15 protein-coding genes are annotated in these 16,435 nt (G+C 71.9%); 8 read left to right on the top strand and 7 right to left on the bottom strand.

What is annotated here, in order from left to right; all coding sequences use genetic code 11:
• Complete coding sequence (locus ACGFMM_RS12795; RefSeq protein ID WP_393646296.1) at positions 1–1,218, top strand: RNA polymerase sigma factor; 1,218 nt, start codon at positions 1–3, stop codon at positions 1,216–1,218.
• Between the two features lie 10 nt (positions 1,219–1,228).
• Positions 1,229–1,852: a hypothetical protein gene (locus ACGFMM_RS12790; protein ID WP_393645885.1), complete on the top strand. Its 624-nt coding sequence runs from the start codon at positions 1,229–1,231 to the stop codon at positions 1,850–1,852.
• A 199-nt stretch (positions 1,853–2,051) separates the two neighbouring features.
• Here ACGFMM_RS12790 and ACGFMM_RS12785 read toward each other — a convergent pair whose 3' ends face one another.
• Complete coding sequence (locus ACGFMM_RS12785) at positions 2,052–3,242, bottom strand: SAM-dependent methyltransferase (protein WP_393646294.1); 1,191 nt, start codon at positions 3,240–3,242, stop codon at positions 2,052–2,054.
• Between the two features lie 82 nt (positions 3,243–3,324).
• Between ACGFMM_RS12785 and ACGFMM_RS12780 the strand changes: the two genes are divergently transcribed.
• The 4 genes from ACGFMM_RS12780 (at position 3,325) to groL (ending at position 6,702) form a co-directional block, all read left to right on the top strand.
• Positions 3,325–4,293 (top strand): polysaccharide deacetylase family protein, encoded by a 969-nt coding sequence (locus ACGFMM_RS12780; RefSeq protein WP_393645883.1) that lies wholly within the window; start codon positions 3,325–3,327, stop codon positions 4,291–4,293.
• Complete coding sequence (locus tag ACGFMM_RS12775) at positions 4,290–4,487, top strand: hypothetical protein (RefSeq protein ID WP_393645881.1); 198 nt, start codon at positions 4,290–4,292, stop codon at positions 4,485–4,487. Before ACGFMM_RS12780 ends, ACGFMM_RS12775 begins: the two co-directional genes overlap by 4 nt.
• A gap of 157 nt (positions 4,488–4,644) precedes the next feature.
• A complete protein-coding gene (gene groES, locus ACGFMM_RS12770; RefSeq protein ID WP_020132158.1) occupies positions 4,645–4,953 on the top strand; it encodes a co-chaperone GroES in 309 nt (102 codons plus the stop codon).
• Positions 4,954–5,073: 120 nt separating this feature from the next.
• Positions 5,074–6,702, top strand: a complete 1,629-nt coding sequence (gene groL, locus ACGFMM_RS12765) for a chaperonin GroEL (protein ID WP_393645879.1) — start codon at positions 5,074–5,076, stop codon at positions 6,700–6,702.
• A 72-nt stretch (positions 6,703–6,774) separates the two neighbouring features.
• Here groL and ACGFMM_RS12760 read toward each other — a convergent pair whose 3' ends face one another.
• From ACGFMM_RS12760 to ACGFMM_RS12735, 6 genes are all read right to left on the bottom strand, one after another.
• Positions 6,775–7,473: an ester cyclase gene (locus ACGFMM_RS12760; protein ID WP_393645878.1), complete on the bottom strand. Its 699-nt coding sequence runs from the start codon at positions 7,471–7,473 to the stop codon at positions 6,775–6,777.
• Positions 7,474–7,544: 71 nt separating this feature from the next.
• Positions 7,545–8,573, bottom strand: coding sequence for a hydroxyacid dehydrogenase (locus ACGFMM_RS12755; protein ID WP_393645877.1), 1,029 nt, complete (start codon positions 8,571–8,573; stop codon positions 7,545–7,547).
• Between the two features lie 17 nt (positions 8,574–8,590).
• Positions 8,591–9,442, bottom strand: a complete 852-nt coding sequence (locus tag ACGFMM_RS12750) for a carbohydrate ABC transporter permease (protein ID WP_393645876.1) — start codon at positions 9,440–9,442, stop codon at positions 8,591–8,593.
• Positions 9,439–10,329, bottom strand: a complete 891-nt coding sequence (locus tag ACGFMM_RS12745; RefSeq protein WP_393645875.1) for a carbohydrate ABC transporter permease — start codon at positions 10,327–10,329, stop codon at positions 9,439–9,441. Before ACGFMM_RS12745 ends, ACGFMM_RS12750 begins: the two co-directional genes overlap by 4 nt.
• A 4-nt stretch (positions 10,330–10,333) precedes the next feature.
• Entirely contained in the window at positions 10,334–11,659 is a 1,326-nt protein-coding gene (locus tag ACGFMM_RS12740; protein WP_393645873.1) for an ABC transporter substrate-binding protein, read from the bottom strand.
• Between the two features lie 112 nt (positions 11,660–11,771).
• Positions 11,772–12,878: a substrate-binding domain-containing protein gene (locus tag ACGFMM_RS12735; protein WP_393645871.1), complete on the bottom strand. Its 1,107-nt coding sequence runs from the start codon at positions 12,876–12,878 to the stop codon at positions 11,772–11,774.
• A gap of 176 nt (positions 12,879–13,054) precedes the next feature.
• Here ACGFMM_RS12735 and ACGFMM_RS12730 point away from each other — a divergent pair, with 176 nt between their 5' ends.
• Together ACGFMM_RS12730 and ACGFMM_RS12725 are read left to right on the top strand one after the other, a co-directional pair.
• Positions 13,055–14,872 carry a DUF2264 domain-containing protein gene (locus tag ACGFMM_RS12730; protein ID WP_393645870.1) on the top strand — a complete coding sequence of 606 codons (1,818 nt, stop codon included), beginning with the start codon at positions 13,055–13,057 and terminating at the stop codon, positions 14,870–14,872.
• Positions 14,869–16,431, top strand: a complete 1,563-nt coding sequence (locus ACGFMM_RS12725) for a right-handed parallel beta-helix repeat-containing protein (protein WP_393645868.1) — start codon at positions 14,869–14,871, stop codon at positions 16,429–16,431. The genes ACGFMM_RS12730 and ACGFMM_RS12725 overlap by 4 nt, the downstream gene beginning before the upstream one ends.
• Positions 16,432–16,435: the final 4 nt, after the last annotated feature.

Raw genomic sequence — 16,435 nt, 5'->3', positions numbered from 1 at the left:
ATGGAGTCCGCCCGGATCATCGCCACCGTGGCGCGGATCGTCCGGGACGTCGGCATCGCCGAGGAGCTCGCCCAGGACGCGCTCGTCGCCGCCCTGGAGCAGTGGCCGCGGACCGGTGTCCCGGAGCGGCCGGCGGCCTGGCTGACGGCCGCCGCCAAGAACCGCGCCGTCGACCTCGTGCGGCGGCGTGAGGTCTATGCCCGCAAGCTCGCGGAGGCGGGGCGGGAGCTCACCGAGGAGTCGTACGACCCCGAGCCGTCCGGGCCCGGCGACATCGACGACGACCTGCTGCGGCTGGTCTTCACCGCCTGCCACCCGGTGCTCTCCGCCGAGGCCCGTACCGCGCTGACGCTGCGGCTGGTCGGCGGGCTGCGCACGGACGAGATCGCGCGGGCGTTTCTCGTACCGGAGCCGACCGTGGCCCAGCGGATCGTGCGGGCCAAGCGGGCGCTGGCCAAGGCCGGGGTGGAGTTCGAGACGCCGTACGGGGAGGAGCGGGCGGCTCGGCTCGGGTCGGTCCTGGAGGTCATCTACCTGATCTTCAACGAGGGGTACGCGGCCACCGCAGGCGACGACCTGCTGCGGCCGGCGCTCTGCGAGGACGCGTTGCGTCTGGCCCGCGTGCTGCAGGGGCTGATGCCGGGGGAGGGCGAGGTGCACGGGCTGGCCGCGTTGCTCGAGTTCCAGGCCTCGCGGACCGCGGCGCGCACCGGGCCGGACGGTGCGCCGGTGCTGCTTGCGGACCAGAACCGGCGGCGCTGGAACCGGCTGCTGATCCGGCGCGGTTTCGCCGCCCTGGAGCGCGCGGGCACGGGGGAGTACGGGCCGTACGCGCTGCAGGGCGCGATCGCCGGCTGCCATGCGCGGGCGGTGCGGTACGAGGACACCGACTGGCGCACGATCGCCGCGCTGTACGAGCGGCTCGCGGCCGCCGCGCCGTCGCCGGTGGTGGAGCTGAACCGCGCGGTGGCCGTGTCGATGGCGTACGGGCCCGAGGTCGCGCTGGACATGGTGGAGCGGCTCGCGGCCGCCGAACCGGGCCTGGAGGAGTACCACTTGCTGCCCAGCGTGCGCGGGGAGCTGCTGGCCCGGCTGGGGCGGGGGGCCGAGGCGCGGGCCGCGTTCGCGCGGGCGGCGACGCTGACCCGCAACGAGCGGGAGCGCGCGCTGCTGACGGCCAAGGCGGCCTCCGTACGGGAGCGGCCCGACGGCCGGTAATGTCGTGGCCATGGCTCGTCGAACGCCTCTGCCGCCTCCTCCTCCGCCCGCCGGACTCCGCACCTGGCCCGGCCGGGACGCTCTGCTCGCCGACCGGGCGCATGCCATGGCCGAGTTGACGAAGCGTCAACTCGGCGTGCGGCGCCTGGTGTTCTTCCTGCTCTTCCTGGCCGCCTGCCAGCTCGGCTGGGGCCTGGTGGGCGCCGCGCTGATCGGGATCTTCGACGAGGAGATGGTCGACCCGCTGACGATGATCTTCGTGGGCGTGTTCGCGGTGCTCGGCGTCTGCGCGCTGATCCCCTCGCTCTTCGGCGTGGTGCACGGCCTGCGCGCGGACATCACCTGCCGCGAACGCCTCGCGCAGTGGGCCGGACTCGACCGCGACGCCACCCACGACCGGGCGATCCGCGCGCCGGGGTTCGGCATCGGGTGGGCGGTGCTGTCGTTCGCCCTGTGCGCGCTCGGCCTGTGGGTCGCCTTCGCGGTGCCGAACATGTTCGTCGGCCCGACCCGGGGCGGGTACGGCACGGTCGCGTACTTCATGGGCACCGCGCTGCTGCTGTGGGCGCACGGCCTGATCGGCCTGACCAAGGCGTACGCCCACTACCGCCTGGCGATCCGGCTCGGCAGCTAGGGGGTGTCTGGCAATTCCCCGCGGCGTCGCGGCGTCCGGCACGCACGCTCGCCGCGTTGCCGAAAAGCCCTAGTAGCTCCTTCCCCAAGCTCTCAGCTCCGTTCGAGCAGGGGAGACCCCAACCGAGGGCTCTCCGGCGCCTTGCGATCGCACGCACCGGACGCCGCTCCTTGTTCCACGGGGAATTGTCAGACACCCCCTAGCCCGCCGCGCCCGCCGGGTGGCCGAGCAGCATCGTCGGGGCGCCGGCGACGCGGGTGAGGAAGACCGTCGTCGCGTTCCGGCCCTTGAGCTTCATCTTGCGGCGCAGCTCCTCCGGCTCCACCGCCGAGCCGCGCTTCTTCACGGTCAGCGTGCCGATCTCGCGCTCGCGCAGCAGGGCCTTCAGCTTCTTGAGGTTGAACGGGAGTTCGTCGGTGATCTCGTACGCGGCCGCGTACGGCGTGGGCCGCAGTTCGTCGGCGGTGATGTACGCGATGGTCTCGTCGACCAGCCCGCCGTCCAGCTCCTCGGCGACCTCCGCGACCAGGTGCGCCCGGATGACCGCGCCGTCCGGCTCGTACAGGTAGCGGCCGACCTTGTGGACCTGCGGGTCGGGCAGTCCGCGGCCGGTCAGCGAGGCGCCCGACGGCAGCAGCGTGGCGCGGCGCGCGCCCGGCGCGGTGCCGAACCACAGGACGGCCTCCTTCACGTCCCCGCCGTCCGAGATCCACTCCGCCTCGGCCTCCTGCGGCACCGTCTCGTGCGGGATGCCGGGGGCGATCTTCAGTGCGGCGTGCGGGGCGCTGCGGGCCGCCTCGACGGCCCAGGACAGCGGCGGCGAGTACGCCTCGGGGTCGAAGATACGGCCGCGTCCCCCACGCCGCGCCGGGTCGACGAACACGGCCTCGTACGGGCCGGTGTCGATGTCCGTGACGTCCGCGCAGCGCACCTCGATCAGGTCAGCGAGCCCGAGCGCCTCCGCGTTGGCCCTGGCCGCCTCGGCGGTCAGCGGGTCGCGGTCCACGGCGAGCACCCGGATCCCGGCGCGGGCCAGCGCGAGCGCGTCCCCGCCGATCCCGGAGCAGAGGTCCGCCACGCTGCGTACGCCGAGCGCGCGCAGCCGTCCGGCCCGGTACGCGCCGACCGTGGCCCGCGTCGACTGCTCGACGCCGTGCGGCGTGAAGTACATCCGGTACGCGTCCTGCGCGCCGAACTTCGCCGCCGCGCGCTGCCGCAGCCGGGCCTGCGCGAGGGCCGCCGTGACCAGCTCCGCCGGGTGCTCGCGGCGCAGCCGGGAGGCGACCGCGAGCTCCTGGGCCGGGTCGTAGTCGCGCAGGGCGGCGAGCAGGTCCTGGCCCTCGGGGGTGAGCAGGGAGTGGAAGGCGGAAAGATCGGTCACCTGCCCCATTGTGGGCCAGCCGGGGGACCGCGCGCGCCGGGCGGCGGTGTCGGCGCGGGGGAGGGGCGTCGCGCTGACAGGATGCGGCCCCATGCAGCAAGTACGACAAAAGGAAGAAATCAGGATGAGGGGTACGGGTCCTGCGCGTCGGGCGATCGCGCTCGCCGCAGTTCTGGCCGTCGGGGCGCTCGCCTCCGCCTGCTCCGGACCGCCCGCCGGCGAAGCCGCCGGGAAGCCTGTCGCCGGGCCGGCGCAGGCCAAGCCGGCCCCCGCGGCCGGGGCGCGCGCCGAGGACCGCGGCACGGCCGGCGCGCTGGCCGCGTACGTCGAGAAGGTCCGCAAGGCCCAGGCCGCCCGCGCCGCCGCCGCGAAGAAGTGGGGCCTGGCGCAGACCCCGCTGCCCGCGCCCCCGCCGCCCGCGGTGAAGCCGAAGATCACCACCCGCAAGGGCTTCGAGACCGACGGCGAGGGGCTGCCGCCCGTCTTCACCACCGTGCCCACCAAGGAGAAGATCGTCTTCCTGACGATCGACGACGGCGCGGAGAAGGACCCCGAACTGCTGCGGATGATGTCCGAACTGCAGATCCCGTACAGCGCCTTCCTGAGCGACTACCTCGTCAAGGAGGACTACGGCTACTTCAGGAAGATGCAGGACGCCGGGGTCGCGCTGCACAACCACACCCTGAACCACCGCTACATGCCCGGTCTGTCGTACGCGCAGCAGAAGCACGAGATCTGCGACCAGCAGGCCACCCTCGAGAAGCGCTACGGCAAGCGGCCGCCGCTGTTCCGCCCGCCGTACGGCAACTACAACGAGAACACGCTGCGCGCCGCACAGTCCTGCGGCGTCAAGGCCGTGCCGCTGTGGGCGGCCGAGGCGTTCCCGGACCGGATGGAGTGGCGCGAGTGGGACCGCGATCTGCACCCCGGCGACATCATCCTCACGCACTTCCGCGGCAAGAAGGACTGGAAGGGCACCATGCCGGACATGATCCGCAAGGTGATGAAGACGGTCACCGAGAAGGGCTACGCGGTCGCCCGCCTCGAGGACTACGTGTGAGCGCCCGCCGGCTGCTCGCCGGACTGCTGGCGGCCGGCGCGCTCTTCGCCGCCCCGGCGCCGGGGTGCGCGGCCCCGGGGGACGCGGTGGACCCGATCGAACGTCTGGGCAGGAAGACGGTCAGGAGCGCGGTGCAGGCGGCGAACACCGTCCCGCAGGCGCGGCACGCCGTCGTGAATTGGCACTCCGCTTGACCGAGTGCTAATCCCGGTCATAGTCTCGGCTCTGGCACTCCCCACGTGAGAGTGCCAACACAGCGACGGGCAGGTCCGGCACCCGCGACGACGGATCCACCTGGTCGCCACCTCAGACAGTAGACCCCGTGAGATCTCCGAAGGGGGAGGTCGGATCGTGACGACCACCAGCTCCAAGGTTGCCATCAAGCCGCTCGAGGACCGCATCGTGGTCCAGCCGCTCGACGCCGAGCAGACCACCGCCTCTGGCCTGGTCATCCCGGACACCGCGAAGGAGAAGCCCCAGGAGGGCGCCGTCCTCGCCGTCGGTCCGGGCCGCTTCGAGAACGGCGAGCGCCTGCCGCTCGACGTGAAGGTCGGCGACGTCGTGCTTTACAGCAAGTACGGCGGCACCGAGGTGAAGTACAACGGCGAGGAGTACCTCGTCCTCTCGGCTCGCGACGTGCTCGCGATCATCGAGAAGTAAGTCACCGAGCACCCAGGCACTGAGCCAGATGCTTTAGAGCTGCGCCCCTGACCCCGCACCGGGCGTCCAGGGGCGTGGTTCGTTTTTCACCACGATTTCCGAGAGGGCTGAACCGCTCCCATGGCGAAGATCCTGAAGTTCGACGAGGACGCCCGTCGCGCCCTTGAGCGCGGCGTCAACAAGCTTGCCGACACGGTCAAGGTGACGATCGGCCCCAAGGGCCGCAACGTCGTCATCGACAAGAAGTTCGGCGCCCCCACCATCACCAACGACGGTGTCACGATCGCCCGCGAGGTCGAGATCGAGGACCCGTACGAGAACCTCGGCGCGCAGCTGGTGAAGGAGGTGGCGACCAAGACCAACGACATCGCGGGCGATGGCACCACCACCGCCACCGTGCTGGCCCAGGCGCTGGTCCGCGAGGGTCTGCGCAACGTCGCCGCCGGCGCCTCCCCGGCCGCCCTGAAGAAGGGCATCGACGCCGCGGTCAAGGCCGTCTCCGAGGAGCTGCTCGCCACCGCCCGTCCGATCGAGGACAAGTCCGACATCGCCGCCGTCGCCGCGCTCTCCGCGCAGGACCAGCAGGTCGGCGAGCTCATCGCCGAGGCGATGGACAAGGTCGGCAAGGACGGCGTCATCACCGTCGAGGAGTCCAACACCTTCGGTCTGGAGCTGGACTTCACCGAGGGCATGGCCTTCGACAAGGGCTACCTGTCCCCGTACATGGTGACCGACCAGGAGCGTATGGAGGCCGTCCTCGACGACCCGTACATCCTGATCCACCAGGGCAAGATCACGTCCATCCAGGACCTCCTGCCGATCCTGGAGAAGATCATCCAGGCCGGTGGCTCCAAGCCGCTGCTGATCATCGCCGAGGACGTCGAGGGCGAGGCCCTGTCGACCCTGGTCGTCAACAAGATCCGCGGCACCTTCAACGCGGTGGCCGTCAAGGCCCCCGGCTTCGGCGACCGCCGCAAGGCGATGCTCGGCGACATGGCCACCCTCACCGGTGCCACCGTCATCGCCGAGGAGGTCGGCCTCAAGCTCGACCAGGCCGGTCTGGACGTGCTGGGCTCCGCCCGCCGCGTGACGATCACCAAGGACGACACCACCATCGTCGACGGCGGCGGCAACTCCGAGGACGTCGTCGGCCGGGTCAACCAGATCAAGGCCGAGATCGAGACCACGGACTCCGACTGGGACCGCGAGAAGCTCCAGGAGCGCCTCGCGAAGCTCGCCGGCGGCGTGTGCGTGATCAAGGTCGGCGCCGCCACCGAGGTGGAGCTGAAGGAGAAGAAGCACCGTCTGGAGGACGCCATCTCCGCGACCCGCGCCGCGGTCGAGGAGGGCATCGTCTCCGGTGGCGGTTCCGCTCTGGTCCACGCCGTCAAGATCCTCGAGGGCAACCTCGACAAGACCGGCGACGAGGCCACGGGTGTCGCGGTCGTCCGCCGCGCCGCCGTCGAGCCGCTGCGCTGGATCGCCGAGAACGCCGGCCTCGAGGGCTACGTCATCACCTCGAAGGTCGCCGAGCTCGACAAGGGCAACGGCTTCAACGCCGCCACCGGCGAGTACGGCGACCTGGTCAAGGCCGGCGTCATCGACCCGGTGAAGGTCACCCGCTCCGCCCTGGAGAACGCCGCCTCCATCGCCTCCCTGCTGCTCACGACCGAGACCCTGGTCGTCGAGAAGAAGGAAGAGGAAGAGGCCGCCGCGGGCCACGGCCACGGTCACGGCCACTCCCACTGAGGCCGTAGCAGGTAGCGACACGAACGAGGCCCCCGCTCCCGGGATGGGAGCGGGGGCCTCGGCGCGTCCGGGCTACGCCTCCACCGCGCCGAGCTGGCCCATCAGGCCGAGCATGTCGTACTGCCACCAGCCCTCCACGAGCTTGCCGTCCTCGCGGCAGCGGTGGATGGTCGTGCCGGTCATGCTCACCTGCATGCCGGTGGGCTGGATTCCCATGAAGTCGCCGGTGTGCGTGGCGTTCCACGTCCAGCGGGTGCAGACCCGGTCGCCCTCGGCGATCTGGTCGTCGATGGTGAAGGCGAAGTCGAAGGCGCCCCGCCACATCTCCACCTCACGCCGGACGGCGTCCATCCCGTACACGTCCTGCGCGTTGGTCGGGTCGTGGTCGTGGTACCCCTCGGCCAGGACCTGGTCGAGCAGCGCGGTGTCCTCGTCGCTCGCGATCATCTCGAAGAGCCGCCGGGCGTTGGTCTTGTACAGCGCTTCGTCCCGGACCACGTCCAGGTCCGTGAAGGTGGGCATCTCGTCACAGAGCGCGACCATCTCGCGGAAGATCCGGTCGGTCTCGGGCAGCTGCGAGTTGCGCATCGCCACGTCGTACGAGGGGAACTCGACGATCTCCACGACGTGGGAGGCGTCCGAGCGGTCCTTGCCGACGATGCTGTGCGTGGCGGTGCGCTTCCCCTCGGTCTGCTCGACCCATTGGTCCATGAGCCGGTTCAGGTCGTCGACCCGGCTGGTCTTGCAGTCGATGATCTGTACGAAAGTCATGACGCCTCCCGAAACGGCCGAGCCCGTGGCGAAACCAGTGGGAACCCCTCCATTTTAGGCGTCGGGGGACATTACGCCGACCTGGTCAGATCGCCCGGCCGTACCGCCTCCGCGAACGGCTCCCCGCGGCCGTACCGGGCCACCTCGTCCAGCGCCCGGTCGGCCATCCGGTGCAGCTCGTTGCCGAGCGAGCCGGCGATGTGCGGGGTGAGCAGCACGTTGGGGAGTTCGTACAGCGGGGAGCCGGGCGGCGGGACCTCGGGGTCGGTCACGTCGAGGACGGCGTGCAGCCGGCCGGGGGTGAGGTGGGAGATCAATGCCTCTTCGTCCACCAGCGAACCGCGGGCGGTGTTGATCAGCGTGCCGCCGTCGGGAATCAGGGCGAGCCGGCGGGCGTCGATCATCCGGTGGGTGGCGGGCAGTTGGGGCGCGTGGACGGAGACGACGGAGCTGCGCGCGCACAGCTCGTCCAGGCCGGTGACCTCGACGCCGAGGGCGGCGGCCTCCTCGGGGGTGACGTACGGGTCGTGGAGCAGGACCTCGAAGTCGAAGGGGCGCAGCAGCTCGATCACCCGGCGCCCGATCCGGGAGGCGCCGACGAGGCCGACGGTGCGGCGGTAGTTGCCCCACGCGGCGGACTCGGCGAGCCAGTCGTGCGGGGCGCGGAGCTGCGCGTACCGGCGGGCCGTCGGCAGGGCCCGCTTCCCGGCGAGGAGGATCGCGGCGAGGGTGTACTCGGCGACCGGCAGGGCGTTGGCGGCGGCGGCCGAGGTGACGGCGAGGCCGCGCTCCCAGCAGGCGTCGGTGACATGGTGCTTGACGGAGCCGGCGGCGTGTACGACGGCCCGGAGGCGGGGCGCCCGGTCGAGGACCTCGGGGGTGAGCGGGGGCGCTCCCCAGCAGGTGAGCAGGATCTCGGCCTCGCGGAGTGCCTCGGCGACCCGGGGGTCCGGGGCGGCGAGGTCGTGGGCGACGAGGCGCGGGTCGGTGCGGGCGAGGGCGGTGAGCCGGGTCCGGTGGGCGTCGTCGAGCAGGCGTTCGGCGACGCCGGGGCCCATGGCGAGGAGCAGGGCCGGTCGGTTGTCAGTGGCCTGGTGCATGGTGGGACGCGGGCTCCTCACTTGACGCTGCCGGCGGTCAGACCGGCTTTCCAGTGGCGCTGAAGGGCGACGAACGCGACGACGAGGGGGATCACGGCGAGCAGGGATCCGGTGACGACGAGGGGGTAGTAGCCGGGTTCGGCGTGGGCGTTGCTGTTCCACGCGTACAGGCCGAGGCTCAGCGGGAAGAGCTTCTGGTCCGAGAGCATCACCAGGGGGAGGAAGAAGTTGTTCCAGATGGCGGTGAACTGGAAGAGGAAGATCGTCACGAAGCCGGGCATGACCATGCGCAGACCTATGGACCAGAAGGTGCGCAGTTCGCCGGCCCCGTCGATACGGGCGGCCTCCAGGGCCTCGTCGGGGATGTAGCCGGCGCAGAACACCCGGGCGAGGTACACGCCGAACGGGTTGACGAGCACGGGGATCAGCACGGCCCAGGGGGTGTTGACCAGGCCGGCCTCGCTGGCGAGCAGGTACGTGGGCAGGGCGAGCGCGGTGCCGGGCACGAGCACGCCCAGCAGGACGAGGCCGAAGAGCTTCTCCTTGCCGCGGAAGTCGTAGCTGTGGAAGGCGTATCCGGCGGCGACGCTGACGAGCGCGCAGCCGGCGGCGCCGACGCCCGCGTAGAGCAGGCTGTTGAGGTACCAGCGGAAGTAGACGCCGTCGCTCTGCTCGGCGAGGCGGCCGAGGTTGCCGCCGAGGTCGAAGCCCTGGAAGGAGAAGGCGTCGCCGGCGAGCAGTCCGCCGGCGTCCTTGGTGGCGGCGGTGACCAGCCAGACGAGCGGGAAGAGCATGTAGCCGACGGAGAGCAGCAGCAGGCCGTTGACGGCTGCCCTGGACAGGTATGCCTTCGGCGCTGTGCGGCTCATGCGGTGCGCTCCTTCCGGCGGCCGGTGAGGCGGGTGACGCCGAAGGAGAGCAGCGCGGCGGTGAGGGCGAGCAGCACGGACGCGGCGGCGGCGAGCCCGTAGTCGTTGCGGTCGAAGGCCGCGGTGTACGCGTACATGTTGGGCGTCCAGGTGGAGGTGACGGCCGAGCCGGTGCCCTTGTTGAGGATCAGCGGCTCGGTGAACAGCTGGAGCGAGCCGATCACGGTGAACAGGGCGACCATCACCAGCGAGGCCCGGATCAGCGGGAGTTTGATGCCGAAGGCGATGCGCCAGGCCCCGGCCCCGTCGACGGTGGCCGCTTCGAGGACGGAGCGGTCGATGGCCTGGAGGGCCGCGTAGAAGATCACCATGTTGTAGCCGAGCCACTCCCACAGGGCGATGTTGACCACGGAGGGGAGGGCTCCCTCGGGCGAGAAGAAGTCGAAGCCGAGCCCGCCGGCCTCCATCGCCCGGACGACCGGGCTGAGTTGCGGGGTGTACAGGTACACCCAGATCAGCGCGGCGATGATGCCGGGGACGGCGTGCGGCAGGAAGAGCGCGAGCTGGAAGAAGCGGCGGGCGCGGGCGAGGGTCGAGTCGAGCAGGAGGGCGAGGCCGAGGGCCCCGGCGAGCAGCAGCGGGATGTAGAGCAGGCAGTAGCCGAGCAGCACGCCGAAGCCCTCGCGGAAGGCCCGGTCACCCAGCGCCGCGGTGTAGTTGTCGAGGCCGCTGAACACGGACTCGGTGCCGCCGAAGCCCAGTCCGGACTGTTTCTCGGTGAAGAGGCTGAGCCGGACCGCGTAGCCGATCGGCACCGCCATCACCGCGGTGAACAGCACGAAGAAGGGGGTCAGCAGCAGGGCGGCGGCGCGGGCGCGGGCCTTCACGGGATCAGCCCTCGACCTTCAGGCCGCGCTTCTTCAACTCGGCGACGGTGGCGTCGTGGCCGGCCTTGACGGCGTCGGCGACGGTCGGGCCGCCCTTCGTCACCTTGCCGAGGACGTCCTTGATCGCGGTGTTGGTGGTGCCGGTGGTCGGACCCCAGGCCCAGTTCCGGCCGATGGAGGCGCCGGACTGCTCGAACAGGGCGTAGATGTCCTGGCCGCCGTAGTAGCCCGCGTCGAAGACCTGCTTGGCGACGGGCCGCAGGGCGGTGGCGGCGGGGAAGGCGCTGGAGGTCCCGGAGGCGATCCGGGCCTTCACACCGGCCTCGGTGGTGGCCATCCACTTCGCGAACTCGACGGCGGCGTCCTTCTTTTTGCTGTCCTTGGTCACGGCGAACGTGGAGCCGCCGAGCATGCCGGAGGCGGGCTTGCCGTCCCAGGTCGGCATGGGCGCGACGGCCCACTTGCCGCTCTGCTCGGGCAGGGTGCCCTTGAGGACGCCCGCGCCCCAGGAGGCGCCGAGGTAGCCGATGGTGCCGCCGTTCTTCAGCGAACCGGTCCACTCGGGGCTGAACGAGGCGTTCTTGTGGACCAGATCGGCGTCGAGCAGGCCCTGCCAGTACGCGGCGGTCTTCGTGGTGGCCGGGTCGGTGGTGTCGATCTTCCAGGTGTCGTTCTCGGCCTTGAACCACTGGGCCCCGGCCTGCCAGGCCATGGCCTCGAAGGTGGTCGGGTCGTCCGGGAAGAAGGTCGCGATACGGGCCTTGGGGTCGGCCTTCCTGACCTTCTCCGCCGCGGACTTGAAGGCGTCCCAGGTGGTGGGGACCTGGACGCCGTACTTCGTGAACAGGTCCTTGCGGTAGTAGAAGGCCTGAGGGGCGGCGTCGAAGGGGACGGCCCAGGTCCTGCCGCCGAGGGTGGTGAGCTCGACGGCCTGCGGCAGCAGTTTCTCGCGGTCCTTCTCGGTGAACCGGTCGCCGATGTCCTGCAGGGCGCCGGAGCTGACGAACTCGGGGAGCGAGGGGTACTCGATGGAGACCAGGTCGGGGGCGTTGCCGGCCTTCACGGCGTTGGAGATCTTGGCGTAGCCGCCGGCGTTGCCGGAGGGGATCTCCTCGAAGTTCACCTTGATCTTCTGCTGGGATGCGTTGAACGCGTCGACGACCTCCTTGGACCCCTTGGCCCAGCCCCAGAAGGTGATGGCGACCGGCTTGCCGTCGGCTGCGGCGTCGCCGCCGGCTTCGTCGTTGCTCCCGCCGCAGGCCGTGAGAAGGGCGAGGGCGGTGGCGGCGCTTGCTATGACTCGGGACGTTCTGCTCCAACTGCGGCTCACGGCGCGGCTCCTGAGGGCGTGGCGGCGGGGACGTTGTGGCCGCGATCCTGGGGGCGCTTGTGAGCGAAGTCAAGAGCGAAAGATTGAATGATCGAAAAAAGATCAGAAAGCGTCAGTGCGACTGGGCCCCGCACGAGGCGCGCACCCGCAGCCGCGGCAACAGGCTCAGATGCCGCCGCGCGGCCTCTTCCTCGGGGGACGTGTGCCCCTCCGTCAGCCGTTCCACCAGCAGTTCCGCCGCGTGCCGGCCGACCTGGCGCTTGGGCGGGGCGACCGCGGTGAGCGGGATGTCGGCGAGCGCGGCGACCTCGTCGTCGTACGCGATGACCGCCAGGTCCCGCGGGACCCGCAGGCCCGACTCGGCGAGCCGCTGCACCATCTGGATCGCGTCCACGTCGTTGTGCACCAGGGCCGCGGTGGCCAGCCCCGAGCCGACCGCCTCGCGCAGCGCGCCGACCGCCCGCTCGAAGCCCTCCGGGTCGGCCTCGGCGGACACGGAGTCGATCACCGGCAGCGGGGCGGTCAGGCCGAGGGCGGCCAGCGCGTCGGCGTAGCCGGCGCGCACCGCGAGCGCGGTCGGACTGTCCCTGCGGGCCACCAGGACGGGCGTGCCGTGACCGAGGCCGAGCAGGTGGCGCAGGGCGAGCAGCACCCCGTGGCCGTGGTCGGAGACCACCCGGTCCAGGCCGTCGAGGGGGGTGCCCGGGTCGGCGCGGCGCTCCAGGAGGACGGCGGGCACGGGCAGTTCGGCGAGCCAGTCCCCGTACGCGAGCCGGTCCTCCGGTCCGCGCCAGCCCGGCGCGACGAGCACGCCCTGCGCCCCGGCGGCCAGCAGGCCCTCGGTGCGGGCGCGGTCCTCGTCCGGCCGGTAGTCGGAGATCCGCAGGATCAGCCGGGCCCCGACCTTCGCGGCCGCCTCGTGGGCGCCCCGGATGACCTCGGCGAAGTAGTACGTGGCGGAGGGCGCGAGCAGGCCGAGGACCAGGCCCCCGGCGGGTCCGGCGGCCCCGGAGCCGGCCGGCGCGCCCTGGCCGCGGGGCCAGGAGACCTGGCCGTGCACCCGGTCGAGCAGGCCCCGGGCGGCCAGCGCCTCGACGTCCCGGCGGGCGGTGACGGGCGAGACCCCGAGCAGGTCGGCCAGGTCGGAGACGCGGGCGGTGCCGCGCTCGCGGACCAGGGCCAGCAGTCGGTCGTGTCGTTCGGCGGCACTCTCGCGCACGGTACGGCTCCCCTCGCGGTGGTGGTGGGTCCCGGGGGCACGCCCCGGGTGCTTCGACCTTAGTTTCAGAATGATCGAACGGCGAGAGTTTCGATCATTCGCTCCGATTCCCTTGACGTTCGATCGGAGCGTCTTCAGGATTCCGGGCGACGCCGACGTCCGCCTCAGGGAGCATCATGCCCACGCCGCCCGAGAACCGTGAGCTCAGCCCGTACACCGGATGGACCCGAGCGCACTGGGAGACCGAGGCCGACGAACTCCTGCTGGCCGTACGCCCCTACGCCTCCCCCCGGCACGGACTCCTCGACCTGCCCGGACCCCGCCCCAGCTGGTCCGGCATCCGCTCCGACGGCCTGGAGGGCTACGCCCGCACCTTCCTGCTCGCCGCCCTCCGCGTCGCCGGCGCGCACGGCGACGACCCGCACGGCCACCTCGCCCGGTACGCGGCCGGACTCGCCGCCGGCACCGAGGCGCCCGGCGACGACGCCGACCCCGACTCCTGGCCCCAGCCCGCCGACGTCCGCCAGGCCGTCGTCGAGTCCGCCTCCGTCGCCCTCGGCCTGCGGCTCACCCGCCCCTGGCTCTGGGACGCCCTCGACGACCGCACCCGGCAGCGCACCGCCGACTGGCTGCTGCCCGCCCTCGACCCGTCCCCCGTCGACAACAACTGGTGGCTCTTCGGCCTCACCGTCGCCGGCTTCCTCCAGGACGCCGGCATCGAGACCGACCGCGCCGCCGCCACGATCGACCGCTCCCTGGACCGCATCGAGCAGTGGTACGTCGGCGAGGGCTGGTACTCCGACGGCGACAACCGGGCCTTCGACCACTACAACGCCTGGGCCCTGCACTTCTACCCCGTCCTGCACGCCCACCTCGCCGGCGACCGGGCCCTGCTCGACCGCCACGGCCCCCGCCTGCACGCCCATCTCGACGCGTACACCCGCCTGTTCGACGCCGACGGCGCCCCCCTTCCCTTCGGCCGTTCCCTCACGTACCGCTTCGCCGCGGCCGCCGCCCCCTGGCTCGGCGCCCTCACCGGCCACACCCCGCTCAGCCCCGGCGCCACCCGCCGCCTCGCCTCCGGCACGCTCCGGTACTTCCTCGACCGCGGCGCCACCGACGAACGCGGACTGCTCACCCTCGGCTGGCACGGCCCGTACGAGCCGGTCCTGCAGAGCTACTCCGGCCCCGGCTCCCCGTACTGGGCCTCCAAGGGCTTCCTCGGCCTGCTGCTCCCGGCCGGCCACCCGGCCTGGACCGACCCCGAGCAGCCGCTGCCCGCCGAGACCGCCGACGCCGTCACCGCCCTTCCCGCGCCCGGACTGCTCGTCCAGTCCACCGCCGCCGACGGCCTCGTCCGCCTCCACAACCACGGCAGCAACCACGTCGGCAGCCACCGGGCCGGCGAGGACGACCCCGGCTACGCCCGCCACGCCTACTCCACCCGCACCGGCCCCACCTCCTCTCCCGAGGCCCCCGACAACCACTTCGCCCTGCTCCTCGACGGCAAGGTCACCCGCCGCGGCCCCGCCGTCCCGCTCGGTGCCGGCCCCGGCTGGGCCGCCTCCCGCCACACCCCCCTCCCCGGAGTCCAGGTTCTCTCCGCGACCCTCGCCCACGGCCGCGCCGAGGTCCGCGCCCATCTCGTCACCGGGGCCCCCGAAGGCACCGCCGTCCGCCAGACCGGCTGGGCCACCACCCCCGGCGGCCCCACCGCCCAACTCCACGCCGTCCACGGCTATCCGCAGGACGCCGAGACCGTCCTCCTCGACACCGGCGCCACCCTCCAGGGCCCGGACAGCCGGACCGCCGCCCTGCACGGAACGACCACCGGCTCCGAGACCCTCTTCGTCGCCCTCGCCTCCCTCACCGCCGAACCCTCCCCGGCCCCCGTCAGCACCCTCGCGCACGTCCGGGTCACCGCTCGCACCCTCCACGTGACCTGGCAGAACGGCACCACTTCCCAGCTCGCTCTCGACCCGGAGGATCTGTGAGACACCGCCGTACCCCCACCCGCGCCCTGACCGCCGCCGCCACGGCCGCCGCCAGCGCCGCCGCCCTCGCGCTGGTCACCCTCGCCCCGGCCGCCCAGGCCGCCGCCCCCGGCCACCGTCACCACGTCGACTGCTCCGCGACCTCGGACCCGACGACCCCCGCCGACGGCTCCGCGACCCGCCCCTGGACCACCCTCGCCGAGGCCAACGCCCACACCTACGGCCCCGGCGACCGGCTCCTGTTCAAGCGCGGCGCCACCTGCACGGGCACCCTGCAGCCGCGCGGCGCCGGCTCCGCCGACCACGTCTTCACCGTCGCCGACTACGGCGACGCCCCCGGCCGGGCCGTCCTCGACGGCGCCGGCGCGCACGACGCCGTACTCCTCGCCAACACCCAGCACCTGCGGCTGACCCGCCTGGAGATCACCAACGCCGCCGCCCCCGGCACCGAACGCAACGGCGTCCGGCTCCGGCTCTCCGACTACGGCGCCGCGAAGAACATCACCCTCGACCACCTCACCATCCATGACGTGCGCGGAGGTGACCACAAGACGCTCACCGGCTCCAGCGCGATCCACGTCGCCGTCGAGGGCACCACCGTGCCCAGCTGGTACGACGGCCTGGACATCCACCACAACACCATCCGGGAAGTCGACCGCGAGGGCGTCTACTTCAAATCCCGCTTTTCCAAGCGCGACCTCGTCGGCAACCAGCAGGACCCCAACGCCTACCCCGGTCCCTGGACGCCCAGCCTGAACGTCCGCATCCACCACAACACGCTGACCTCGATCGCCGGGGACGGCATCAAGCTCGACACCACCCGCGGCGCCCGCGTCGACCACAACCGGCTCGACGGCTTCCAGCTCCGCTCCCAGGCCGCCAACGCCGGCATCTGGACCTTCAACACCGACGACACCGTCGTCGAGTACAACGAGGTGTCAGGCGGCGGCAACACCAAGGACGGCATGTCCTTCGACGCCGACGGCGCGTCCAAGGGAACCGTCTTCCAGTACAACTACAGCCACGACAACACCGGCGGCTTCCTGCTCATCTGCCCGTACAGCGGCGCCAAGACCCTCGACACCGTGGTCCGTTACAACGTCAGCCGCGACGACGGCGCACGGCTCGTGCAGAACTGCTGGGGCCCCATCCTGAACACGCAGATCTACAACAACACCTTCGTGAACCGCACCCGCGTCCCGGCGTACCTGGTGCAGGACGACGCCGGCAGCCCGGCCACCACCCGGCACGAACTGACCTTCCGCAACAACCTCTTCGTCAACGCCGGTCCTGCCGGCGGCTACGCCTTCAAGAACCCGACCCCGGACCTCTCCTTCTCCCACAACCTGTTCCACGGCGTCCCCATGACCCGGCCCAACCCCGGCGGCGTGGAGGCCGACCCGCTGCTGCGCGCCGACTTCCGGCTCGGGACCGGATCCCCCGCCCTGTCCGCGGGGACGCTCATCGCGGACAACGGCGGAAGGGACTGGTTCGGAAACGCCGTGTCGGCGACGGCGGTTCCCGATATCGGTGCATACGAAGGAAGTGGCGTGAACTAGCCAA

The sequence above is a fragment of the Streptomyces sp. NPDC048604 genome (genome assembly GCF_043199435.1).
GTDB lineage: Bacteria > Actinomycetota > Actinomycetes > Streptomycetales > Streptomycetaceae > Streptomyces.
Note: the sequence above shows the minus strand (reverse complement) of the source record. Positions and strands in the feature narration are given on the sequence as shown.